Annotated in this window: 22 protein-coding genes; 9 read left to right on the top strand and 13 right to left on the bottom strand. The window is 51.3% G+C overall.

Translation table 11 applies throughout. From position 1 onward, the window contains the following. Positions 1-77 precede the first annotated feature (77 nt). Together AC1RVX_RS10270 and AC1RVX_RS10265 are read left to right on the top strand one after the other, a co-directional pair. Positions 78-560 carry a DUF2141 domain-containing protein gene (locus AC1RVX_RS10270; protein WP_493216490.1) on the top strand — a complete coding sequence of 161 codons (483 nt, stop codon included), beginning with the start codon at positions 78-80 and terminating at the stop codon, positions 558-560. A 5-nt stretch (positions 561-565) separates the two neighbouring features. Continuing rightward, positions 566-1,504 (top strand): sterol desaturase family protein, encoded by a 939-nt coding sequence (locus AC1RVX_RS10265; protein ID WP_493216489.1) that lies wholly within the window; start codon positions 566-568, stop codon positions 1,502-1,504. 128 nt (positions 1,505-1,632) lie between these two features. Here AC1RVX_RS10265 and rocF read toward each other — a convergent pair whose 3' ends face one another. Further along, positions 1,633-2,544: an arginase gene (gene rocF / locus AC1RVX_RS10260; protein WP_493216488.1), complete on the bottom strand. Its 912-nt coding sequence runs from the start codon at positions 2,542-2,544 to the stop codon at positions 1,633-1,635. A 32-nt stretch (positions 2,545-2,576) separates the two neighbouring features. Further along, positions 2,577-3,650 (bottom strand): ornithine cyclodeaminase, encoded by a 1,074-nt coding sequence (ocd, locus tag AC1RVX_RS10255; protein WP_493216487.1) that lies wholly within the window; start codon positions 3,648-3,650, stop codon positions 2,577-2,579. A gap of 385 nt (positions 3,651-4,035) precedes the next feature. Here ocd and AC1RVX_RS10250 point away from each other — a divergent pair, with 385 nt between their 5' ends. After that, positions 4,036-4,491, top strand: a complete 456-nt coding sequence (locus AC1RVX_RS10250) for an Lrp/AsnC family transcriptional regulator (RefSeq protein WP_493216486.1) — start codon at positions 4,036-4,038, stop codon at positions 4,489-4,491. A gap of 70 nt (positions 4,492-4,561) precedes the next feature. Here AC1RVX_RS10250 and AC1RVX_RS10245 read toward each other — a convergent pair whose 3' ends face one another. The 3 genes from AC1RVX_RS10245 to AC1RVX_RS10235 form a co-directional block, all read right to left on the bottom strand. After that, positions 4,562-5,674, bottom strand: coding sequence for an HD-GYP domain-containing protein (locus AC1RVX_RS10245; RefSeq protein ID WP_493216485.1), 1,113 nt, complete (start codon positions 5,672-5,674; stop codon positions 4,562-4,564). 189 nt (positions 5,675-5,863) lie between these two features. Beyond that, on the bottom strand, positions 5,864-6,481 hold the full coding sequence (locus tag AC1RVX_RS10240; RefSeq protein ID WP_493216484.1) for a LysE family translocator: 618 nt from the start codon (positions 6,479-6,481) through the stop codon (positions 5,864-5,866). Between the two features lie 216 nt (positions 6,482-6,697). Further along, positions 6,698-8,335 (bottom strand): CehA/McbA family metallohydrolase domain-containing protein, encoded by a 1,638-nt coding sequence (locus tag AC1RVX_RS10235; RefSeq protein ID WP_493216483.1) that lies wholly within the window; start codon positions 8,333-8,335, stop codon positions 6,698-6,700. Positions 8,336-8,507: 172 nt separating this feature from the next. On the opposite strand from AC1RVX_RS10235, the gene AC1RVX_RS10230 reads away from it, so the two are divergent. Further along, the gene (locus AC1RVX_RS10230) at positions 8,508-8,681 is read left to right on the top strand and encodes a hypothetical protein (RefSeq protein ID WP_493216482.1); all 174 of its coding nucleotides are present in this window, start codon (positions 8,508-8,510) and stop codon (positions 8,679-8,681) included. Here the strand turns inward: AC1RVX_RS10230 and AC1RVX_RS10225 are convergent. From AC1RVX_RS10225 to AC1RVX_RS10205, 5 genes are all read right to left on the bottom strand, one after another. Further along, a complete protein-coding gene (locus tag AC1RVX_RS10225) occupies positions 8,678-8,890 on the bottom strand; it encodes a hypothetical protein (protein ID WP_493216481.1) in 213 nt (70 codons plus the stop codon). The two genes, AC1RVX_RS10230 and AC1RVX_RS10225, sit on opposite strands and share 4 nt — an antisense overlap. A gap of 85 nt (positions 8,891-8,975) precedes the next feature. Then, positions 8,976-10,169, bottom strand: a complete 1,194-nt coding sequence (locus AC1RVX_RS10220) for an FAD-dependent monooxygenase (protein ID WP_493216480.1) — start codon at positions 10,167-10,169, stop codon at positions 8,976-8,978. A 14-nt stretch (positions 10,170-10,183) separates the two neighbouring features. Next, positions 10,184-11,545 (bottom strand): Xaa-Pro aminopeptidase, encoded by a 1,362-nt coding sequence (pepP, locus tag AC1RVX_RS10215; protein WP_493216479.1) that lies wholly within the window; start codon positions 11,543-11,545, stop codon positions 10,184-10,186. Beyond that, positions 11,542-12,261: an N-acetylmuramate alpha-1-phosphate uridylyltransferase MurU gene (gene murU / locus AC1RVX_RS10210; protein WP_493216478.1), complete on the bottom strand. Its 720-nt coding sequence runs from the start codon at positions 12,259-12,261 to the stop codon at positions 11,542-11,544. The genes pepP and murU overlap by 4 nt, the downstream gene beginning before the upstream one ends. Positions 12,262-12,273: 12 nt before the next feature. Continuing rightward, positions 12,274-13,338: an aminoglycoside phosphotransferase family protein gene (locus tag AC1RVX_RS10205; RefSeq protein WP_493216477.1), complete on the bottom strand. Its 1,065-nt coding sequence runs from the start codon at positions 13,336-13,338 to the stop codon at positions 12,274-12,276. 117 nt (positions 13,339-13,455) lie between these two features. Here AC1RVX_RS10205 and AC1RVX_RS10200 point away from each other — a divergent pair, with 117 nt between their 5' ends. The 4 genes from AC1RVX_RS10200 to rsmA all read left to right on the top strand — a co-directional run bounded on the left by AC1RVX_RS10200 (position 13,456) and on the right by rsmA (position 19,190). Then, a complete protein-coding gene (locus AC1RVX_RS10200) occupies positions 13,456-15,756 on the top strand; it encodes an LPS-assembly protein LptD (protein WP_493216476.1) in 2,301 nt (766 codons plus the stop codon). A gap of 153 nt (positions 15,757-15,909) precedes the next feature. Then, on the top strand, positions 15,910-17,313 hold the full coding sequence (locus AC1RVX_RS10195; RefSeq protein ID WP_493216475.1) for a peptidylprolyl isomerase: 1,404 nt from the start codon (positions 15,910-15,912) through the stop codon (positions 17,311-17,313). Continuing rightward, on the top strand, positions 17,313-18,347 hold the full coding sequence (gene pdxA, locus AC1RVX_RS10190; RefSeq protein ID WP_493216474.1) for a 4-hydroxythreonine-4-phosphate dehydrogenase PdxA: 1,035 nt from the start codon (positions 17,313-17,315) through the stop codon (positions 18,345-18,347). The genes AC1RVX_RS10195 and pdxA overlap by 1 nt, the downstream gene beginning before the upstream one ends. A gap of 66 nt (positions 18,348-18,413) precedes the next feature. Then, complete coding sequence (gene rsmA, locus AC1RVX_RS10185; protein ID WP_493216473.1) at positions 18,414-19,190, top strand: 16S rRNA (adenine(1518)-N(6)/adenine(1519)-N(6))-dimethyltransferase RsmA; 777 nt, start codon at positions 18,414-18,416, stop codon at positions 19,188-19,190. 61 nt (positions 19,191-19,251) lie between these two features. Here the strand turns inward: rsmA and AC1RVX_RS10180 are convergent, their stop codons facing one another. Next, on the bottom strand, positions 19,252-19,689 hold the full coding sequence (locus AC1RVX_RS10180; protein ID WP_493216472.1) for a response regulator: 438 nt from the start codon (positions 19,687-19,689) through the stop codon (positions 19,252-19,254). A gap of 203 nt (positions 19,690-19,892) precedes the next feature. On the opposite strand from AC1RVX_RS10180, the gene pgi reads away from it, so the two are divergent. After that, positions 19,893-21,539, top strand: a complete 1,647-nt coding sequence (gene pgi / locus AC1RVX_RS10175) for a glucose-6-phosphate isomerase (protein WP_493216471.1) — start codon at positions 19,893-19,895, stop codon at positions 21,537-21,539. 305 nt (positions 21,540-21,844) lie between these two features. Here pgi and AC1RVX_RS10170 read toward each other — a convergent pair whose 3' ends face one another. Then, entirely contained in the window at positions 21,845-22,264 is a 420-nt protein-coding gene (locus tag AC1RVX_RS10170) for a VOC family protein (RefSeq protein ID WP_493216470.1), read from the bottom strand. Positions 22,265-22,528: 264 nt separating this feature from the next. After that, positions 22,529-24,904, bottom strand: a complete 2,376-nt coding sequence (locus tag AC1RVX_RS10165) for an ATPase, T2SS/T4P/T4SS family (RefSeq protein ID WP_493216469.1) — start codon at positions 24,902-24,904, stop codon at positions 22,529-22,531. Positions 24,905-25,027 lie beyond the last annotated feature (123 nt).

The raw sequence follows: 25,027 nt of genomic DNA, 5'->3' as shown, positions 1-25,027 counted from the left end.
CGCGGAATGGAATTTGGTTCTTCGGTCAACTCCATTTGCTTGCGATTATGGACGCCTGTCCAATTTCAGACAAGTACATGATGACAAACACGACTTACAGACAAATCGCCGCAAAACTGCGCCAGGTTTCTTTTTTTTCGACTGGTGTAGTGCTTAGCTTGCTCATGACCAGCAGTGTCGCGAATGCTCAGGATGCAAATGGCAACCTGACGGTCATCGCGAACGGGTTTAAAACAAGTAAAGGACATGCAATTGCCAGGCTCTACCGGCCAGGAAATGAAGTCACCAGGAAGGGGCAACTGGAACTAAGTGCAACTATCAATGAAGGGCAAAGTAGTTTTCTGTTTACAGCACTGCCCGCAGGTGATTACGCGGTGGTCGTGTTTCACGATGCTAACGATAACGGGACCGTCGATCACAACTTCTTTGGTTTGCCAGTCGAAGCACTGGGGTTTTCAAATGGTTTCAGGGTAAGGCTGTTTTCAGGCATGCCCAACTTTGAAAAACTGCGTTTTACCCATGGCAGCAACGCGCAAACAATACTACTTACAGTGGAGTAAAAAACATGCAAACCTCATCAGCCAAAGGCTACACGCACGAACCGAAATCTGGTTTTGTGCGGGATTATTTCACCCGGTTCATCAAGTTTTGGTTTTATCCTCTAGGCTTGCTGATGACGCTGGCCTTCATTTACATGAACACCATGAAAATGCTGGGCGTGCCCAGGCAGGCTTATTCCATTTATTTGGGAGCGACCATAGGCATCATGCTTTTTCTGGAATGGGTCATGCCGGCAAGAGCAGACTGGTCCATGAGTTGGCGTAGTTTTTTACGCAGAGATATTCCCATGATGCTGGTCAATGGTGCGGCCCTGGCTGCTACTGCTTTCTGTCTGACTGCACTGACGCGCTGGAGTGCTTTACCCAAATTGCACGATACGGGTTGGCTGCCCTGGTGGGCGCAGGCTGGCATCGCTATTTTAATTTCTGACCTTCTCTGGTACTGGGTACATCGTTACAGCCACGAGGCACAAGGCCGGTTGGGACAGTGGCTGTGGAAGACGCATGTGGCACATCATCTGCCGCAGCAAGTCTATGTCTTCATGCATGTGGTCGGCCATCCCATCAATGGGGCCTATGTCAGGGCGATACTGATGCTGCCGCCTGTGTTTCTTGGTTTTTCAGAAGAGGCCATCTTTGCTGCTGCGGTGCTGACGGGTTTTCAGGGATTGGTTTCACACTTCAATGTGGATGTCAGGGCAGGCTATTTGAACTACCTGTTCATGGGTACTGAACTGCATCGTTACCACCATAGCTCAGCTTTCAACGAAGGTAAAAACTATGCTGCAGTTGTCACCATCTGGGATCAATTGTTTGGCAGCTTTGATTATCACCCAGGTTCACTTCCCGATGCACTTGGGGTGCATGAACCTGATGCCTATCCAAAAGATGAGCAACTGTTACGTGTGATGGCAATTCCATTTAAGAGGCAGTTGCGAAATTAACCTGGCGTTGTTGCGTCGCCTTGCCGTACTAAAGTACTGTCTGCGGCGACGACGCCTAGCCATCTTAATTTCGCAACAGCCTCTAAGTAATTGTTTCAACTGTTGCAGTTTTCGTAGCCTGTTGATGCTCACATCCTGACCAGGGTAGATTTGCCAAACAGGCTTTCGATCAAATCCACTGCCAATACGGCGGTCTGGTTGCGTATGTCCAGTGCAGGGTTCAGTTCTACCACGTCCAGCGATGCCAGCAAGCCGGTGTCGGCGACCATTTCCATGCACAGCTGGGCTTCGCGATAGCTGGGCCCGCCCAGTACGGCGGTGCCGACACCGGGGGCGATGCCCGGGTCGAGGCAGTCGAGGTCAAAGCTCACATGCAGATGGGTATTGCTGTCGAGATTGGCGAGGGCTGAAGACATGACGTTGCGCATGCCATATTCATCGATATAGCGCATGTCGAAGACTTGCATGCCCATTTCGTGGATGAAACGTCGTTCACCGTCATCCACACTGCGTATGCCTATCAGGCGGATGTCGGCAGGTTCTATGGCTGGTGTGTGACCGCCATAATTAATTAATTCTTTCGGGCCGTGGCCCATCAGGCAGGCGACAGGCATACCGTGGATATTCCCGGTGGGGCTGATGGTAGACAGGTTGCTGTCGGCATGGGCATCAAACCACAGCACCCGCAGCTTTTTGCCAACGCGGCGGCAGTGTGCCGCCACCGCGCTGATCGAACCTATTGCCAGGCAATGATCGCCACCCAGCATCATGGGCATGTGGCCGTCACGCAGGGCCTGATCAACGGCGTCATACACCGCCTGGTTCCAGTCTATGGCTTCTTTCAGGTGACGCAGGCCGTTGACGGGTTGTTCCCAGGGGTTGGCAGGACCATGCAAATTGCCATGATCGATGACTTTTATATGACGCGCTGTCAGAGCCTCGTTCAGACCTGCCACACGCAATGCGTCAGGCCCCATGCCCGCGCCTCTGACACTTGCGCCGACATCGGTTGGCGCTCCAATTAAGGAAATGGTTTTCATTCGCTGTTTTCGTTCTTGCGGTAATGCCTGGATCAGGCGTTTATCGGTACGGCATAGGCAGTTGTGCTGCGGGTAGGGCTGGTTACAGTATTACCAGCCATTCCCATGCCAAACAAATCTTTCGGGTTCATCAATTCAGGTATCAAATCCAGTACAGGCGAATTGGCCTGCATTACATATTTTTCCAGATAACGCATGGCAGAAAAATCTTCCAGCGCAAAACCAACAGAATCAAATACCGTGATCTGTTCAGCATGTGTGCGACCAGATGCCTTGCCTGCCAGGATAGTCCACAATTCCGTTACCTGGAAATCAGCTGGCATCTGTTGCAATTCACCTTCTATCCTCGATTGTGGTTCATATTCAACCACAACATGGGCCTGATGCAAAATATCGGCATGTAATTCAGTCTTGCCGGGGCAATCACCACCGACGCCATTGATGTGCATGCCGGGTTCTATCATTTCCGGTGTCAGTATGATGGCATTGGTTTTGTCTGCCGTCACTGTAGTCACAATGTCTGCGCCTTTGACTGCTTCGGCAGTGGAATTGGCGCGTATCACCCGCAATTCAGGATACATGCGCAAATTATGAATTAACTTGTCGGTTGCTGCAGGGTCGATGTCATATACACGTAACTCTTTGATGCCCAGCATGGCATGAAAGGCAATAGCCTGGAATTCGCTTTGGGCACCGTTGCCAATCAACGCCATGCTGCGGCAATCAGGTCTGGCCATAAAAGTGGCGGCCAGTGCCGAGGTGGCGGCAGTGCGGATAGCGGTGGTCAGTGTCAGTTCAGACAGCAGGCGAGGGTAGCCGGTATTGACATCTGCCAGCACGCCAAAGGCGGTGACCGTTAGCAGGCCTGCCTGGGTATTTTTGGGATGCCCGTTCACATATTTGAATGAATACTGCACTCCATCGGAAATTGGCATCAATTCTATGACGCCGACATCAGAGTGGCTGGCTACCCGTGCTGACTTGTCAAAAGCCTGCCAGCGTAAATAATCTTCCTTGATCATCCCGGCCAGACGTGTGATTGCGTCTTCAAGTCGGGTTTTTTTCAAGTGGTTTTGCATTTCTTGCGTGCCGATGAAGGTCACCATGATGTTCTCCGTGTATTTTTAAAAACTTACCGGAATACATTTGAGAGGCTATTGCGAAATCACCCTGGTTTTCCTGATGTTGCGAGATTTCGGATTTGCCCAGCTTGCAAGCCGGCAAATACGGTAGAAATCCACCAGACCCATTTCGCATCAGGCTCTTGCGCACCTGTTGTGCTATGTATTCTGTTATCTATTGTAGCCAGCGGCAGCGAGAATTAGATTGCTAAATGTGATGTAAATTCTGTATAAATAGAAATTAAATTTCTTATTTATGAAAAATATGTGTTTAAATTTCTTATTTAATGGAATTGATAAAATATCCTGAAAATCAGCATTGGCGGCGGCAGAATGGCTAGCCGGCATTTTGAGGAAAAAGGAGAAGTAAATGGACGTGTATGACCGCAACATCTTGCGCCACCTTCAGCAAGATGGCCGTATGAGTAATCTGAGCCTGGCTGAACGCATACATCTGTCCGCCCCACAGACGCTCAGGCGGGTCCGGACACTGGAAGAAAAAGGGGTGATACGCGCCTACGTAGCGCAGGTAGCACCGGAGGCACTGGGACTGGGAGTCATGGCATTTGTGAACCTGTCACTGGACCGTGAACAGTTCCGCAATGTGCGCGAGGTGGAGCGTCAGTTGAAGGCTTTCCCCGAAATCATAGAATGCCACACCATTTCAGGCGATTTTGATTACATCCTGAAGGTGGTAGCCTGTGATTTGAAGAGCCTGTCGCAGTTTTTGACTGACACCCTGATGCAGGTTCCGGGCGTGGCATCCTTAAGGTCCATGATTTGCATGGAAGAAATCAAGCCAGTCAGTGGTTTGCCCATAGATTAGCGAACACACCAGGCACATAACGCTGCCTGCTGGCCAGTGGTCGGTTATGATGGGGATAACCTGATCATCTTCAGACCCGGGCGATATCACCCCATAGATGACGCATAGTAAATTTGACCGGTACCTGCTCACGATGCATGACTTCGCGAATGGCAATTTTTTGTGTGTCCCGCTTGAGTGGTACCGTCAGCGCCACCCCGCGCGGCCCCAGCAGGGCATGCACAAACGGAGTGGTTGTGGTCGCTCCCTTGGCGCTTACCACACCTACTTCGCCATTTTCCAGCCTGACAAACGTACCGATGGGATAGGCACCAAGCTCACGTATAAACACCGCGACCAGCATGGGGTCTATTTTTTCTTTTCCTTCTATCAGGATGTCGCGCAGGGCAACGTTTGGCAGCATGGATTTGCGATAACTGCGGGGGCAGATGCGGGCGCAGTAACGGTCGGCGACTGAAATAATTTTGGCATTTTGCGGGATGTCGACACCGGTCTTTTTACCAGGATAACCACTACCGTCTTCACTTTCGTGATGATGCAAGACCCAGGATAACCAGTCTTCTTTATCGATGCCTGCAGCACGCAACATGCTGACTGCAGCTTCCGGATGTTGCATGATCAATTCCCGTTCGTCTGTTGTCAGGGCTTCGCTTTTTTCTTGCAGGCGTTCTTGTTGACGCAACATACCCAGGTTCATGGTCAGTGCGGCGGCTGCCAGCAGCAGCATTTCTTCCTGTGGTTTTTTTAATGCGCGTGCGATTAGTAATGCCACCATGGCAGTATCGACAGAGTGGCGTATGCCGTAGGTATCTTCCTGATTCAGCAAGATACCCCCAAGGGCGATATCGGGCGACATGAAGACGGCAGAACCTACCTGTCTGGCCAGCGCGAGAATCTGCGCCTGGGCATTTGCTTCAGTGTTGAGTTTGTACAAAATGCGCCGCAATTCCGTACGGGCTGAATTGACCATGCGTACTACAGAAGGGGATTCGCTGGCTTTTTCTACCGGTTTGCCATCGCGCAGACCACCATCGCTTCGCTCGGTGTTGGCAAACAGACCGCGCTCTATCAGTGAGGCGACCTGGCCTGTGTTACTGACAATAAAGCCCTTGCGAAGCAAGAGACTGCCGTCACTGCCGTAGACATCCCAAAGTAAGGGCTGCCCTATGATAATGTCAGACATTCCTATGCGTCTTGTTGACATAAGCACCTCGGGTAGTGGTGGACGATGGCCTGCCTTTACATAAAAGATAAAAGGCAGATAATTGATGCTAGCAGAAAAATGCCGCTTGGCACATTACCAAATGTCAACAATGCAGTTTTTTATTGCTGCACCGCACTAGCCGTGATGTCTTAGCTTCGACCTTTATCGTCACACTGTACGTTTGGCACCAGCGAGGGCGCAGCCAAAGAATATGAAGGTGACCGCACCAATTTTATTCATGCGGGCTCCACCTTTTTCTGAAGTCAGCCAGTTTTTCGCCTTACCTGCAAAAATGGCGTAACTGCTGTGTATCAAAACAATCAGCGTGCTGTAAGTCAGTACCAGTACGCCAAACTGCATGCCATAGCCCATTGCCGGATCGATAAATTGTGGAAAAATCGATAGAAAGAAAAAGATCGCTTTCGGATTAGTCATTTGCAGCGACAGGCCCTCAAGAAAGCGCTTCTTGAAGCTGGCTTCATGTGCATTTGCTTCAGCAAAGCGGAAGGCCGGAGCGCGCCAGAGTTTGACACCAAGAAAAATCAGGTAGGCTGCACCGAGCAGTTTGAGGATGGTAAAAGCCGTGGCGGATGCCGCCAGCACCACACCGACACTTGTGGCAGAAATGGCAGCCACGATCAGGGCACCAAAGGCAATGCCCAGGATGCCGCCAAATGTGCCGCGCAAGCCATAACGCAAAGCATTTGTGAGCGTCATGACCACGCCCGGACCAGGGCTGAATACAGTGGCGGTCGCCATCAGCAGGAATAATGGGTACAGTTTCATGGCAAACGCTCCTGATTATGTCTGAGTAAAAAATTGTACTCCTGAAAAGTCGTATGGCAGGGATACAGATTTGATCGACGCGGCCGTAACAGATGGACTTGCCGTCACACCATTTGAAGTAACAATCACTGTAGAGATATTTTGTCAGGCTAGGGGGCAAGACGCATGCAATGGCAATGCTGCATGGCACCTTCCCCACCATGAATACAATCCAATCTAGTTCACGCTGATAAAGACCGGATTGGAATAGAACCACAGGCTGGCGTAGTTGCGGTCATTGATCTGGTTGTGACGCGTGGGGTTGTCTGCGGTCGTGATTTTGGCATCGGCCAAAGGTTCGCCATTGTCCGTCATGTCTGCGACATTGATACCCAGGTTGGTGCCACGCAGGCGCAGATACTGGTTTTTCTGCACAACCATCTGGTACTTGATGACGTTGTAACCATCAGCATCTGTTTTCCAGTCAACGCTGGTGAAGCGTTTCAAGACTTTGGTACTGGGATTGGTCGCCACGTTGTAGGCGCTGGAATCCGGTGCCGCCTTGCTACCAACGTCACCCACGATCAGATCCACATGATCCACTTTCGGTGCCTTGTTGCCGGATACACCACTACCGACCGGGAATTCATAATTATTCTTGGCCGGGCTTTTGAAACGTATGGTGACATCAACCGTGCTGCCGTTCGCTACCTTCAGTTCCTGTCCCATATTTTTTACGTCGCTGGAATTACTGGCAGTGAATTCCATGGCATTGATAAGGTCACCAAAGACGCTGAACATTCTTCCTGATTGCAGGCTTTTGATTAGTTCATTGACGCCGGCTTTCTTGTCGTTCATCCACACATAGTTTTTCGCATATTCGCCGGGGAAGTAGCCACTGCTGTTGCCTGCGTCGTCGATTTTAAAATGCGAGTCAGAATCGGCAATATTCCAGATGCGGCGACCTTCGCCAAGCAAGGCATCCCAGACACCACCTACCTGCGCGACGATGGCATCAACGCCACCATAAACACGATTTGGTTTGTTCGCATCGGTATAGCTGGAGGTATACCCGCCACGATCAGGTTCCATCTGGTTACCGACCATGCCCTCTATGGAAAACATGATATTGGGTGCCATATCGTTCATGGTGCGGAAGTCGGCAATCGTGTACTTGCCGGGATTGCGCGAAGGATGGTTGATCGTGACAAAACTGGTATCAGGATAATTTTTCTTCAACCACGAGATGGCTTGCAAGGCATCTGCTGCCGTGCTGTTAAAACGTTGGGAATATTTCACTTTCCACTTGCTGACATCCGCAGCGTCAAATTTGCTGTCTTCCAGGGTGGTGAACAGATATTGAAATTCCTTGGCCGCTGACGTAGACGAAATCAATTTGCCATCAGCTACATCAAAAATGCTGACGCCCAAGTGATCATGCGTGGGCATATCCCATTCAAAACCAGAGAAGATGGTTTTGTCTGCATAGCGACCAGAGGCCTGCAAGGCTTTGATCCTGGGGATTTCATACGACTCCATGCCATACGCAAAAGGAACAGGGGTGGTCAGCAGGACACCGTTATTGTCATATTTTGACGAGCGCAAATGATTGGTGACAGCGGTCCAGTCCAGGCCATAGCTGGTGAAAGCCTTGTCCAGCACGGTATCCAGTGTTTGCGTCGTGCGGGCATCGTCGGATTGTATGGTGTGCACATGCAAGTCACCCGTCGTCCATCCAGCTTGAGATGCTACGGGCAGATTTGGGTTCTGTACTTGCGTGGGATTGTCAGACGAACTGCCACAGCCATGCAGCAAGAAAACGGCGGAAGGAACAGCACAAGAAATAGCAATCAAACTCAAAAAACGGGGGGGCATGGGAAATCCTTTTCTCAGATGCAGTGAATTTTCATATACAGATAGTTAAATATATTTGCGGTATATGAATGCATTGTAAAAGGCGACTGTTACGACAAAATTACAATCGATTTCATTCCGTTGTAAGCATCACGGAATATTGGATCTGTTCGGAGAGGTCGACGTTGTTTAGATGAGCAAAGTACAAACGATGCGCGATGGCATTGCGGCTACGTGGATTTGTTTCGAGAAGAGATTGTCGGGCAGGGGGCTTTATGCTGCCAGCGAAGCGATTGGCTATTATGAAATACGAGTCGTGCTGGTCGGCTTGCGCTATTCGCCACGACTCGTTAAAGGTAATGCTTAATGTGCCTTGGCGAAGCGCAGGGCAAATTTCTTGAAGTGGCGGTAGCTGGCACCCAGGTCTTGCAGTGAATCGATGGATTCGGCAATGGATGCACCTTGTTCGCTGAAGTTGCTTCTGAATTCTTCAAATGCAGCTTCCAGCACGACAGCCAGTTGGTGATTGTACAAACGGCCATAGTTCAGGTGACGTCTCTTGATGCGCAATTTCATGGTGTTTCCTTTCAGGTGAAGGGCGGATTATAGAGTAATCTCTGCCTCTACCTAATTTCTGTTCTTTATGCATGGCTGAAAATGTTCAACGCCACCCATACATCATCTGTTCGGCCAGCATTTTTTTTGCCGGGTTGATCAGGTCCAATGCACCTAACCCTATACCAAGCAAGCTTTGGCTGAAGGCACCATCAGGGCTGCTGGCAAACACGCGGGCCATGCTGTCGGTGATGCGTATGGTCAATTTTCTGTCGGCCAGACGTTCTGCCAGATAAGCTTGCAAGGCTGCAGCCGGATCAGTCATGGCGGCAGTGCTGCTGGCATGCCGTGTCAATACACGCGCTAAAACCATACTATCGCGCAGACCCAGGTTCAGACCTTGCCCTGCTACCGGGTGCAGGGTTTGGGCTGCATTGCCGATGGCGACTGTGCGTGCCGTGGCCTGGGCCTGGGCATTCAAGCCCAACGGGTAAGACAGGCGCACAGAGGTCTTGATGAAATTGCCAAGGCGATTGCCAAATGCTGTTTGCAGAGCTTGCCTGAAGGCGGCTTCATCCATCGCCAGCAAGTGACCAGCCTGGTCCGGCCTGACACACCACACCAGGGCATAACCATCTTCCTGCGGCAACAGGGCCAGCGGGCCCTGGTCAGTAAAGCGTTCAAATGCACGCCCGGTGATCTGGGCGTCGGTATTCACATGGGCAATGATGGCTGTTTGCTGATAATCGTGGTGCTGCGTTCTTTGCTGCTGGTCACCAAAGGTACCACCTTCGGCCTGTATCACGATGCCGGCGCTGATGTGGCTGATGGCTTGCGTATCCATGGTATCAGCGTGGCGCAGGCTCAGACGCACATGGTCGGGCATTTCATCGATGGCGGTAATGGTATGCGGCCGGGTGATGATGATGCCTGACTGTTTGATTGCCAGTTGCAATGGACGAATGATGTCACCATACCGCGCCACATATCCCAGCGCAGGTAAATCATAGTCGCTGGCACGCATCAGGCTACGGCCAAAATGGCCACGGCGCGAGACATGGATTTCGCTGATGGCGGTCGCCCGGATGGGCCAGGCCCCAGCAGCTTCCAGGATTTGCCGGCTGCCATATGACAGGGCGATGGAGCGTGCATCGTGCTCGGCCTGCTCTGCGGTTTTGCCATCGAACAGGGCAATCCGGTCAGCCATGTAACCCTGACGATGCAGCAACAGGGCCAGCACCTGGCCTACCGGGCCTGCACCGCAAATCGCTATATCCACATCATTGATGATTTGATCCATAGGGTTTTGTATCTCTAATGCTTACGCATTTCTGCTTCAATTTCTGCCACGGTTTTGGGCGTATCACGGCTCAGGTTCAGATGACCATCTGCGGTGATCAGGATATCGTCTTCTATGCGTATGCCTATGTTCCAGTATTCTTGCGGTACACCTTCGGCAGGCCGTACATAAATGCCGGGTTCTATGGTGATGACCATGTCGGCTTGTAACTGGCGGTAAGGTTTTTCGTCTCCGAGTTTTTCGGTTTCACGATAATTGCCAACATCGTGCACATCCAGACCCAGCCAGTGGCCGGTGCCGTGCATATAAAACTGACGGTAAGCTGAACTGGTAATGGCATCGTCGAGATTGCCGACCTTGTTTTTATCCAGCAGGCCAGTATCCAGCATACCCTGGGTCAGTATACGCACGGCGGCATGATGCCCATCCATATAACGTGAACCGGGGTGGGCGCAATCCATGGCCGCCTGCTGTGCATTCAGCACGATTTCATACAGGCGTTCTTGTGCAATGCTGAACTTGCCATTGGCAGGGAAGGTGCGGGTGATGTCAGATGCATAGCTGTCGTATTCGCAGCCTGCATCGATCAGTACCAGATCGCCATCCTGTATCTGCGCCTGGTTACTCTGGTAATGCAATATGCAGGCGTTGCCACCGGCGGCAACGATGGAGCCATAGGCCGGTGACTGTGCACCCTGACGGCGGAATTCATGCAGCAGTTCAGCTTCCAGTTCATATTCATACTTGCCGGGCCGGGCACTGCGCATGGCGCGTGCATGGGCCATGCCGGAAATGCTGGCGGCACGCTGCATCAGGGCAATTTCAGTTTCATCCTTGAACAGGCGCATTTCATCGATCAGTTCCCGCACATCTACGGTGATGGCAGGTGCACGGATACCGCTGCGGCTCTTGGCACGCACGGCCTGCAGGCTTTGCTGCAACTGTTCGTCGATATGCGGTTCCATGGCGGTGCTGTAAAACAGCTTGTGGGTATCAGCCAGCAGCTCAGGTAACTTTTCCGCAAGACTTTCTATGGGGTACGCAGCATCGAAACCAAACTCTTTTTCTGCCGCTTGTGGGCCATAGCGAAAGCCATCCCATATTTCACGCTCAGGATTTTTTTCGCGGCAAAACAAAATGGCTTGCTGTTGATCAGCTTTGGCGACGAGCACGATGAGGGCTTCCGGTTCATTGAAACCGGACAGGTAATAAAAATGGCTATCGTGCCGGAAAGGGTAGGTGTTGTCGTTGTTGCGTATCAATTCGCGTGCAGTGGGGATGATGGCGACGCCGCCACCTTGTGCCAGCATCTGTGACTGCAACTGTTGGCGACGCCGGAGGTAAGACTGCAGAGCAGGCACGGAAGGGATATTCATGCAGTTCCTTTGAAATTCAGGGGGGCATTCAGTGCTTCCAATTGATCTGGCGTGCCAAGGTTATGCCACTCACCACGATACAGTTCACCACCGACACGACCAGCATCAATGTATTCGCGCAGCAAAGGGCCAAGCTTGGCATGGTCGCCGGGGCGTATGGCCTGGAACATTTCTGGCCGGTACACGCCGATATTGCCAAAAGTATGCCGTGGTGAACCTTCATTCGCCAGACCCATCAGCGTCAGTGCGAAGTCACCACCAGGGTGGAAGCTTGGATTTTTCACCATATACAGCCAGGCGATGTCGCGCTTGTCTGTCGGGTGCGGGTTACCCCAGGGGTCATGTTCTTCCAGCGTATTCAGGCATTCAGCAAAATTGAAATGCGGGATATAAATATCGCCAGATACTACGATGAAGGGGGCATCCCCCAGCAAGTGCAGGGCCTTGGCAATACCGCCTGCTGTTTCCAGCGCCTGTTCTTCAGCAGAGTACTGGATGCTCGCACCGAAACGGGAACCATCACCCAGGGCATCTTCTATCATGTGACCCAGATGTGCATGATTGATGACCATTTCGGTGATGCCGGCTTTTACCAGGTTCAGGATATGCCAGACGATCAGCGGTCTGCCGCGCACTTTCAGCAAGGGCTTGGGGCAGGAGTCGGTCAAGGGACGCATACGTTCGCCGCGTCCTGCGGCAAGTAACATGGCTTTCATGGTCACGGGCCTTTAGAAGGTGTAGCCAACTTGCGGCGCGTTGTCTTGCAGTTCATCCAGCAGGCGCAACAGCGGGATCAGTTCCTTGTAGCGGTGTGAAGTTTTGCGCACGTATTCCATGACAGTAGGGATATCACCTATGTAATGATGTTTGCCGTCACGATGTGACAGACGGGCGAAGATGCCAAGTATCTTCAGGTGGCGCTGCAAGCCCATCCTCTCGAAATCACGGTAGAAGCTGTCGATGTCCGGTGCTACTGGCAAGCCAGCACGTTTGGCTTTTTCCCAATAACGTATGGCCCAGTCCAGCACGATTTCCTCATCCCACTGCACGTAGGCGTCGCGCAACAGCGATACCAGGTCATAGGTGATGGGGCCATACACAGCATCCTGGAAATCGATAATGCCGGGGTTGCCCTTGTCCATCCACATCAGATTGCGCGAATGAAAATCACGGTGTACGTACACCTGTGGCTGTGCCAATGCGCTGGCCAGCAAGTGATCAAATACCTTATCCAGCGTGGCATTTTGTGCATCCGTCAGGGTCACACCCAGATGTTTGGCGACATACCATTCTTTAAAGATATTCAATTCGCGCAGCAGGAAAGGGCGGTCATATTCAGGCAATACATCCGGCTGGCTTTGCGCCTGCAACAGGATCAGGCTGTCAATGGCATCCAGATACAGCTTGTGCGCATTGTCGCTATTCAAGACCTGGCCATAAGTATGCATGCCCATATCGGTGACCAGCAAGAAACCCTGTGCAATGTCGTGGTCCAGTACTTCAGGCACAGTCAGATTGATGCTTTTCAACAGATTTGCCATCTTGATAAAGGCAGCGCTATTCTCGGTCGCTGGAGGAGCATCAACGGCGATGAGGCTGTTACCATTTTCGGTATCAATTCTGTAATATTGGCGAAAACTGGCATCGGCAGAAGCTGTACGGATGCTGTCCAGCTTCATGGCATGCCCGTTTACACCCGCAAGCCAGGTTTGCAGCGCCTGTTTGCGCTGTTCTTTTTCGGAGGAGATCACTGCAGATGCTGCAGAATTCGCTGGGATTGCTGAGGAGGACATGTATAAATATTAATAGAAGTTAGTTTGTCTGCATACTTCAAGTGGTTTTGCCAGCATTTCACCTATAATAGGCGACTGATTTCTGGCAGATTGTCTGTATGACATCGTTCAGAATACTTGGCAAAACGCTTATTGACCACTGAATTCATGCGCAGGAAACCCGTATTATCTCATTCACCGCTGTTGTTTCCTACTATCCCGGCGATTCTGGTGTCGGTTCTTGTGCCTGCCTATTTTTCCCAGGCGATGGCGCAGACCCAGACTTCAGGCATTACAGCCGAAGCCCAGGCGCAAAATCAGCAGGATGAAAAATCGCAGAAAGAGAAACTGCAGCTTGCTAAAGCAAAGCAGGACGATAAAAACGCGCCTGTGACGATAAGTGCCGACTCCTTCAATGGCCGGCCAGAACGCTTTATCAAGTTTGAGCGCGATGTGGAAGTCATCAAGGGCGGCACCAAGTTAAATGCGGATGAAGCCATGTACAGCAACCTCGACGATGAGGTGGATGCATCTGGCAATGTCCGCGTTAATCGCTATGGAGACTGTTATAGCGGTGATAGCATGCGCATGCAGCTTGATTCTGGTGCTGGCTTTGTCACCAATCCTATTTACAAACTCTTGCGCAATAATGCCCAGGGCCATGCCAAGCGTATCGATTTTCAGGATGAAGAGCGTTCCCTTCTTACCAGTGGTACTTACAGTACCTGTGAAGGTCTGAATCCGGATTGGTATTTACAAGCAGACACGTTGAACTTGGATACCGGTCTTGACCGTGGTGTGGCTGGCAAGTCGGTCATATATTTCCTTGGTGTACCTATCCTGGCGACGCCATCACTGACTTTTCCTTTGTCTGGTGCACGCCATTCTGGTTTCCTGCCACCTGTCCTGGGGGCCTCATCCAAGGGTGGGCCAGAACTGACGGTACCGTATTACTTCAATATTGCGCCTAACCGTGATTTGACGGTCTACCCCAAGATGATTGCCAGGCGCGGTCTGCAACTGGGGTTGGAAGGGCGCTATCTGGGTGAAACCTATTCTGGCGAAACCAGTGTCGAAGGTTTGCTCAATGACCGCGTGACCGGTACCAACCGTTATGCGGTAGCTTCTGTCCATCAGCAGAAATTGCTGCCACAACTGGATTTTTCCTGGAATATCAATACGGCATCGGACGATAATTATCCTACCGATTTTTCCCGCACCATTACCAAGACCGCTCAGCGGCTGTTGCTGCGCGAAGCCAATCTGACATATTACGGTTCATTCTGGAGCGTGGGGCTCAGAGCCTCAAACTATCAGGTCTTGCAGGATCCGACTGCGCCGATTGACCGCCCTTATGACCGCTTGCCACAGTTGCAACTGCATGCGGAACAGCATGATGTCGCGGGCCTGGACTGGTCCATGGACAGCATGTTGACACGTTTCTGGCATCCTACCCTGGTACGTGGTGATCGCGTGGTGATCAACCCCAGCTTGTCTTTGCCGCTGGTGCAACCTGGAGCTTTCATTATTCCGAAAATCTCCTTCCATGCGACCAATTATCATCTGGTGAATCCGGCACCCGGACAGGAAGCTGATTTTCATCGTGCTGTACCGACTTTTTCTGTTGATAGCGGCCTGGTGTTTGAGCGAAAAACCCGCATGTTTGACACTGACCTGACGCAAACCCTTGAGCCGCGCCTGTTCTATGTGAATACGCCTTACCGCGACCAGTCGAACATGCCGAATTTTGACAGCGCGGTTGCCGATTTTAATTTTGCCCAGATTTTCAGTGAAAACCGTTTCACTGGCCAGGACAGGATAGGGGATTCCAACCAGATCACGGCGGCCCTGATTTCGCGTTTTATTGAAGGTAATGGTGATGAAAGTCTGAAACTGGCGATCGGTCAGCGTTTTTATTTCAATACCCAGAAAGTCACGCTGGACAATACCGTCAGTCCAAGTCGTTCCGATCTGTTGCTGGCAGCCGTTGGCAAGTTATCATCTACTTTGAGTGGCGAGATGGCCTTGCAGTTGAGTCAGACTGATCGTCAGTCCGTGCGTTCCAATTATGGTATTCGCTGGCAACCATCTCCTAAAAAAGTGCTGAACCTGACTTATCGTTACCAGCGGGATTCGCTGGAACAGTTGGATTTTTCAGCACAATGGCCGATGGCTGATCGCTGGTATATGGTGGGTCGCAGCAATTATTCCATGATGGACAAACGCATGGTGGATGGCTTGCTGGGCTTTGAATACAAGGCAGATTGCTGGTCTTTGCGTTTTCTTGCGCAACGTTTTGCCACTAATAGTGTCAATAACACGTCGGGATTCTCGATTCAGCTGGAATTGAATGGCCTGGCCCGTCTGGGCTTTGGCGGTAATCCAATTGATGCCTTGAGGAAAAATATTTCGGGTTATCAGCCGATCAATGAACGGTAGATATTTTTGCTGTAATAACAATTGTAGTAGCCGTCACCGGCGATTGAATGGCCTGCGCTGTTTATGAAACGGGTGCTAACGTGTATATTGCAACTTTTGCCCGGTGTCGATGCTCAGACACGTGACCAGGCGTAACAGGATTTTTGGATCAATATGCGACATTTATTGCAAATGAAACAATGTAAATTATTCTCAGTATTCGCGGTTTCTGCCGGCCTGCTTGCCAGCCCGGTGGCGTGGTCGCAAGTTAAAATCAATCCAGCCGCCGTTGCACCAGCTCCTGCACCTGTCTCCAAGCCCAAGTCTGCGCAGACCGGCAAGTCGCAAGTCATCAATACCATCGTGGTGGTGGTGAATGATGAAGTGATTACCCGTCAGGAATTGAATGAACGCCTGCTGTCCGTAGAAACGCGCCTGAAAAAACAGGGTACAGCCTTGCCAGACCGCGCTGATCTGCAAAAGCAATTGCTAGAACGCATGATTACCGATCGTGCCCAAATGCAACTGGCCAAAGAAAATGGCATGCGTGTTGATGATGTAATGCTGGACCGCACCATGTTACGTCTGGCTGAACAAAACAAGATGTCCATGACCGAGTTCCGCAACCAGATCGAACGCGAAGGCACATCCTACGCCAAGTTCCGCGAAGAAATTCGTGACGATATCCTCATGCAGCGTGTCCGCGAACGTGAAGTTGACAGCAAGATTCAGGTGTCAGAAACAGAGATTGACAATTATCTGGCAGCAGAAGCCAATTCCAAAGCGGGCAAGCAAGAATTGAATTTGGCACATATTCTGGTGAGCATTCCAGAAAATGCCTCATCTGAACAAATTGCCCTGCGTCGCAAACGTGCTGAAGAAGTGCTGGAAAAATTGCGCGGCGGCGCGGACTTTGCCAAACTTGCAGTGACTTATTCCGATAGTTCTGAAGCGCTCAAGGGTGGTGACATCGGCTGGCGTGAACAAGACCGTTTGCCACAATTGTTTGTCGATGCCATCAGCAAGGTTAAAGTCGGCGAAGTGTCCGACATCGTGCGTAGCCCGAATGGTTTTCATATCGTCAAGGTCAATGGCAAGCGTGCTGTGAATGACAGCAAGGCTGCAGCAGTCGAACAACAGACACATGCACGCCACATCCTGATCAAGGTCAGCCAAATCGTTACCGAGCCAGAAGCACGTCAAAAATTGCTGGAATTCAAAAGAAAGATAGAAGCTAAAGAGGCAACTTTTGAAGATCTGGCCAAAGCGAATTCTGCTGACGGTTCTGCCTCCAAAGGCGGTGATCTGGGTTGGGTTTTCCCTGGTGTTACCGTACCTGAATTTGAGCAGGTGATGGATAAGCTGGCGGTCAACCAGATTAGTGAGCCGGTCACCACACAGTTTGGTGTCCACCTGATTCAGGTGCTGGAGCGCAAAACTGATGAATTGTCGAAAGATCGTCAACGTATCGCAGCCCGTCAGGCTGTGCGTGAACGCAAGGCCGATGAAGCCTTGCAGGACTGGTTGCGCGAGATTCGTGATCGCGCATACGTGGAATATCGTCTGGAAGACAAATAATGCCACAGCCCAGTTTGTCGGTGATCGCGGTGACCGTAGGGGAACCGGCCGGCATCGGGCCTGAAATATCTATCGCCGCCGCCTGGCAATTGCGGCATGAAGTAAGACCTGTTCTGGTAGGCGATGCTGCTTATCTGGCCATGCTCGCGGCGGAGATTAATCCCGATATCAATCTTATGGGCGTGTCCTTACAGGCACTACGCAATCAAGGTTTGCCCGCCTGCGGCACAGATAGATTGACGGTGATTGATTGTCCCCTGAACGCCCACGTGATTGCTGGCCATCTGGATGCACGTAATGGCCGTTCTGTTTTACAAACCCTGGATGTGGCCATTGAAAGTGTGCAGCAGCAATGGTGTGACGCCATCGTCACAGCACCGCTGCAAAAAAGCACCATCAATGATGCTGGCGTTCCTTTCAGTGGGCATACTGAATATTTCGCCGAAAAAACCAATACCAGCCGTGTCGTCATGATGCTGGCAAGTGAAGCCAATGCGCAGTTGCCGCAGCCTTTGAGGGTCGCTCTGGCAACCACGCATCTGCCCTTGCGACAGGTGGCAGATGCTATCCAGTTTGATGACTTGCTGCGTACGTTGGAAATTATTCATGCTGATCTGCGCGACAAGTTTGGTATTGCCATGCCACGCATACTGGTGGCCGGGTTGAACCCGCATGCAGGTGAGAATGGATATCTGGGCCGCGAAGAAATTGATGTCATCACGCCCGTCATCATGCAGGCGCAACAAGCAGGCATGCAAGTCAGCGGTCCTTATCCGGCAGACACCCTGTTCCAGCAAAAATACCTGGAACAGGCTGATTGCGTGCTGGCCATGTATCATGATCAGGGTTTGCCAGTACTGAAACATGCGAGTTTTGGACTGGGTGTAAATATCACCCTGGGCTTGCCATTGATACGCACTTCGGTAGATCATGGTACGGCGCTGGACCTGGCGGCACAGGGTGTCGGGCATGCTGATATCGGTAGTATGATAGTAGCCATACGTGTTGCGGCCAGCATGGCCAGAACCCAATAGCAGAATTGGCAGCATCTTGTTCTGGCAAAAGTCAGGGCAAACATGTTCCAGCCTCAAAGAAATAATATGAAACATATCCCACGTAAACGTTTTGGTCAGAATTTTTTGACTGACGATCTGGTATTGAGCCAGATCATTCGCGCCATCCACCCGCAGCCGGGTCAGACCATGGTGGAAATTGGTCCTGGTCTGGCGGCCATGACACGCTTGCTGCTGGAAGGGCTGGACCACCTGCACGTAGTGGAACTGGACCGTGATCTGGTGGCGCGCCTGAAGAAGAATTTTCCCGCAGAAAAACTGACGGTGCATGAGGGCGATGCCCTGGCATTTGATTTTTCTGGCATTGCCGTTCCAGCTGGGCAGAAGCTGCGTGTGGTGGGCAATTTGCCATATAACATTTCCAGCCCACTCTTGTTCCATCTGGCTGAATTTGCCCACTTGGTAGAAGACCAGCATTTCATGCTGCAAAAAGAAGTGGTGGAACGGATGGTGGCAGAGCCTGGTAGCAAAACCTATGGCCGGCTGTCTGTCATGTTGCAGGTGCGCTACCACATGGAGTTGATGTTTGTTGTGCCGCCAGAAGCATTTGATCCGCCACCAAGGGTGGAATCTGCCATCGTACGCATGATACCCAAGCCCGGAGCCTTCCCTTGCGATATCAAAAAACTGGAAGAAGTCGTCACCAAGGCATTTTCTCAAAGACGCAAGGTAGTACGCAATTGCGTCGCTGGCTTGCTGACGGAAGCTGATCTGGTCGCGTGTGGGGTAGATCCTCAGGGCCGTCCAGAGACCTTGTCGCTGGAAGCTTATGTTGCCATGGCGAATTTACTCAGCTCGCGTTAACAGTGCAATCTGGCAAGGTGTTCGCCTGATCTCTTTACGCCATGCCTATTCATGGCACGCCTTAAAATTCTGGTTGTTTCCAGTTTTTGCGGCGGTCAATCAAGTACTTTAGCGGCCTGTACGACTTCGTCAACAGGCTGTTCATATTCTGCAGCACCGTCGCGGGATTGAAAGGCTTGACGATAAAACCGTTGGCCCCACTCTTGATAGCTTTGACCACGGTTTCTTTTTTGTTGCTGCCGGTAACCATCAACACCACGGTTTCCGGTGATATTCTCTTGATGTGGTCGAGTATAACCAACCCGTCAATGTCGGGCATCATGACGTCCAGGCACACCACTTCCGGGATGGTTTTTTCTATCCACTCAATAGCGGTGAGGCCATTGTTGGCTTCACCAATGACATTGAATTGTTCGCTCTCAAGGATATGACGCAGCATCGAACGGCTGATGTCATTGTCATCCACAATCAAGATACCGATGTCCTGTTTACTCAGCATGATCATCCTTTTTGTCAGGCTAATCTTGTTGGCATTCTTGCCCTATGTTATTTTGGCTGCAGAAGTGCAGCGATGTAACATAGGTTAACACAGTTTAGTGTTTATTTTAACAATATATTTTAATAATCAGCTTCGCTGCACGCGTATTTAAATCAGCTTGGTTATCAGCTAGTTACGCTCACCCTTATCAGCCCAGGAAGAATATGAATATCACCCACACGCCCGAATGGCAGGCATTGCTGGCGCATCAACAGCGCCTGGAGCATAAGCATCTGCGTGAACTGTTTGCTGCCGATACGGACAGGTTTAATCATTTTTCGGCAGAGCTGGATGGCTTGCTGGTCGATTATTCCAAGCAGCGCATAGACAAGCCCACACTCGATAGCCTGATGGCGCTGGCACGTTTGTCGAATGTAGAAAGCTGGCGTGACCGCATGTTTGCCGGTGAAAAAATCAATATCAGTGAAGACCGCGCGGTGTTGCATACGGCTTTGCGTCACACGGATTTCACTCCTTTTCCAAATGCAGAGCATGATGTCATGCCGCAAGTCAGGGCCGTGCGCAAGCAGATGCGGGATATCGTCGAGCGTGTACGTAGTGGTTTGTGGCGCGGCTTCAAGGGTGATGCCATACAGAATGTCGTGAATATAGGCATAGGTGGTTCCGACCTTGGCCCGAAGCTGGCAACCCGTGCACTATCGGCCATGCAGCATCCAGGGCTGACTTTTTACTATGTGTCGAATCTGGATAGTGCCCACCTTGCTCCCTTGCTGGAAAAGCTGGATCCACGTACCACCCTGTTTATTGTCGCCTCCAAGACCTTCACTACGCAAGAAACCAGCATCAATGCCCAGACTGCGCGCACCTGGCTGATGGCGGCAGCAATGGAAGAATGGGCGGTTGCCAAGCATTTCATTGCGGTGACATCCAGCCCTGATAAAGCGCATGAATTCGGTATTCCGGACAGCAATATCCTGCAAATCTGGGATTGGGTGGGGGGGCGCTATTCCCTGTGGTCGGCGGTTGGCTTGTCGGTGGCGCTGGCGATTGGCATGAGTGGTTTCGAACGCATGCTCGCAGGGGCAGAAACCATGGACAAGCATTTCTGCCGGGCACCGCTGGAAAACAACCTTCCCGTGCTGCTGGCCCTGATTTCCATCTGGAACACCAATTTCCTCGGTGCCGAAACGACCGCTATCCTGCCGTACAACGAATCTATTCGTCATTTGCCGGCTTTCTTGCAACAACTGGAAATGGAGTCCAATGGCAAGACCGTCAGCCGTGATGGCGAAGCTCTGACTTGCCGTGCCAACCCCATCGTCTGGGGGGAAATCGGTGTGAATGGCCAGCATGCTTTCTTCCAGTTATTGCATCAGGGTGGCTGGCTGATTCCTTGCGATTTTGTGGTGGCGGCTTCCAGTGATTATCCTTTGCCCGGTCATCAGGCACCCTTGCTGGCGAACTGCCTGGCCCAGAGCGCAGCACTGGCATTTGGCAAGACCGAAAGCCAGGCACGGGAAGAGTTGTCGCAGGCAGGTCTTAGCGACGTACATATCGCCAAGCTTTTGCCGCATAAAGTGTTTGCTGGTAACCAGCCATCCACTACCATACTGATGCCCAGCCTGGACCCTTTCCAGCTTGGTATGTTGCTGGCCTTGTATGAACACAAAGTATTTGTGCAGGGCGTGATCTGGGGAATCAATTCTTTCGACCAATGGGGTGTGGAACTGGGCAAACAACTGGCGAATCGACTGTTGCCAGCGATTTTAGGCAATCAGGAATACGATTCCAATCTTGATACTTCGACCAGTGGCTTGATTGCTTATTTCCGCCGGCATGGTCACGTTTGAGTTCAATTACGTGTAGATTGCAAGATTAAGTTAAAACTCCTCGAAAGCCTGTTTGTCAGGTTGACGCTGCTTATCCTGATTGATATAAAGAAACATCGTTATATCAAATCAGGGTGAGCTTATGTGGACCAGTATCGTGAGTATTGTCTCGGTGGTTGTCGTGATTAGCGTTGTGGGCTTGATTCGTGCCATGAATAAAGAGGCACGTCGCGCCGATTACAAAAACTGAATTTTTGATAAATGAAAAGCAAAAAAACGCAGACCTTGGTCTGCGTTTTTTTTTGCTGAAACTTGTCTGAGTGGTGTTACCAGCTACCGGTATTTGGCATGGACGTCCATGGTTCAGCCGGGGTCAGCGGCTCGCCTGCTTGCAATAACTCTATAGAAATATTGTCGGGTGAGCGGACAAAGGCCATATGGCCGTCGCGTGGTGGGCGATTGATCACCACGCCGTGGTCCATCAGACGTTGGCAGGTTTGGTAGATGTCGTTGACCCGGTAAGCCAGGTGACCAAAGTTGCGACCACCGGTATACACTTCAGGGTCCCAGTTATAGGTCAGTTCTACCTGGGCATCCTGGTCACCTGGGGCGGCAAGATAGGCCAGGGTAAAGCGACCTTTCGGATATTCCTTTTGGTGTACCAGCTCAAGTCCCAGCGCATCGCGGTAAAACCGCATAGAGGCGTCAAGGTCAGTTACGCGAACCATGGTGTGCAGATATTTCATGTGTGCTTTCTGGAAATAGGTTCAGAAAATAGGGGCGGCTGCAAGGCCGTCACCGCTGTTGTACTCAGCGAGCTGATGGCAGCGGTCTCAGAACCTGTTCACGATCTTACTGCGCGAGCGTGATCGGGGCTCATGCGCTGTTCAAAATGCTCATGTACCAAAGTACATTCCGCTTTTTGTGCTGATCTTCACCACGCTGACGCACGCTCGCTGCAGATAGTAAACAGGTTCTCAGGTCAGAAATTGTAGCGTATTCTCAAAAAATTATTTGATACACACTATCCTGACCTGCTTCATGTCGGTCAGTCCGGACAAAACTTTTTCTATGCCATCCATTTTCAGGGTCAGCATGCCATCGGCCAGCGCAGCCGTCAGCAATTCTGATACACGCGCATGGTCCTGTATCAGCTTTTTGACGATATCATTCGCCACCATCAGTTCGTGCAAGCCCAGCCGGCCTTTATAGCCGTTGGTGCAGTGCTCGCAGCCTACAGCCTTGTACAGGGTGACTTTACCCTGCTTGTCGGCATACTGTGATTGCCAGGTGGTAAACACTTTTTTCTTGGCTTCCAGCGCATTCTTGGTAAATGCTTCGGTATTGAGCAGTTCTACGCAGTATTCGTCGAGCAGATCCTTTATTTCCTCCTTATCCGGGTGGTAAGCCAGCTTGCATTTGCCGCACAGCCGCTTGGTTAACCTTTGTGCCAGAATGCCCAGCAGGGCATCGGCAAAGTTAAACGGGTCCATGCCCATGTCCAGCAGGCGCACGATGGATTCCGGGGCGCTGTTGGTATGCAGGGTTGCCAGCACCATATGGCCTGTCAGTGAAGCTTCCAGACCGATAGAGACGGTTTCCTTGTCGCGCATTTCACCCACCATGATGATGTCCGGGTCGGCCCGCAGAAAGGCCCGCATGACGGTGGCGAAATCCATGCCAGCCTTGCGGTTGACCTGTACCTGACGCAAGCCTTTCTGGGTAATTTCTACCGGGTCTTCAGCCGTCCAGATTTTGGTTTCAGGCGTATTCAGGTGGCTCAATACCGAATGCAGTGTGGTTGTCTTGCCTGAGCCGGTAGGGCCGCAGACAAAGAACAGGCCATAGGGTTTGCTGACCACCTGTTTCAGGCGTTCAAGGTTGTACGGCAAAATGCCCAGCTTATCCAGTGGGATAGGTTCGCCAGCGGCCAGGATACGCATGACCACGTCTTCCATGCCGCCCGACGATGGGATGGTGGCAACCCGCAATTCGATATCGTAGGGACCGTACTTCTTGAACTTGATTTTGCCATCCTGTGGCTTGCGGCGTTCGGAAATATCAAGATCACACATGATCTTGATACGCGCCAGCAGGGAATTGCGATAACTGGCAGGTATTTCAATATACGGCGACAGTGAACCATCCTTGCGGAAGCGGATCAGGGTTTTTTCCTTGCCGGGACGGGGTTCGATATGGATATCGGACGCCCCCTGCTGATAGGCATCGATGATGATCTTGTTGATCAGCTTGACCAATTCATTTTCAACCGCAGCCGAAATTTCCACGGGGGATTGGCCACCGCCATGCTCTTCGTCTTCATCCTCCATGCCCGACAACAGGTCATCGACCGAGCCGGTATCTGCCACGCCACCAAAGAACTGGTCTATGGTCTGGCGGAATTCTTTTTTGGTAGTGACCTTGTAATTGATCTTTGAAGTGGCAAAGACATGATTCACCACGTGGGTAGTGTTGATATGCTCGGGATCAATCGCAAGCACGGTCAGGCCATGCTGGTCTTCCATGATGGGCAGCCAGGAGTTTTGCTCTACATACTGACGCTTGAGCCGTTTCACCAGGTCGACTGGTATCAGGCGTTCAGGCTTGAAGGGTTCGTAAGGTACATTGAAGTATTTTGCCAGCGCCTGTCCCAGGCTGGAAATGGGAATATCAAACTCATCAGTCAGCACATCTTCCAGATCCAGCAGGTTTCTGCGGGCTGAACTGACGGCCAGCTCCAGTTCTGGTGCCGAAATGATTGCTTCGGATACCAGGAAATCAAATTTGGTGCGTGGGGTGTTGGTCGGCAGGGCCTTGCTTTTTTGCGAAAATGCAACAGCCAGCGTTTCACACAGGGCCTGCACACCTTCAGCAGCTATGTCGGTAAAAGCATCGCCAAAGCGGTGGTTGATGAACTGCACCACGCCCAGCAATTCCTTGCTTTGCCCGTCAACAATCGGTGCCACCAGCATTTGCTTGGTGCGGTAACCGGTGCGCTGGTCAACGGCACGTTGAAATTTCAGCGTCGGGGAATGCGAGCGCAATTCGTTTTCATCATAGACATCGCGCAGGCTGATCATCGTACGCGTGAGGGCGACATGGCCGGCAATACTTTGTTCAGAAATCGACAGGCGCAGGTCTTTGAAAGAATTCAGGCCGGTCTTGATCTTGGAAATCAGCGTGGTTTTATCCTGTGCTACCACATAAATGGTCAGGCGATCGCAGTCAAACAGGTCGCAGATATCCTTGGACACATCCAGCATGATCTGGTCAAGCGCATCCGCACCGTGGATTTTATTGGTCAGCGTTTGCAGTTTTTTAAAAAACTGCAGGCGATGATCAGCGCCTTCTTTGGGTGCATGTACGATGTTGCCGGTAACCGCCATTCTTTTTCCTTGATTTGACTAATTCGTCAGCTAAATTATGAAGCAGAGAACGTTTGTCTGATCAACAATCCAGCCAGTGTTGCTTACCTATGCCCTGCTTGAGTGCCAGTTTGTACAAAAATG

It is taken from the genome of Undibacterium sp. GW821-FHT11B02 (assembly GCF_058808955.1).
This window is presented reverse-complemented; position numbering and strand designations above follow the sequence as displayed.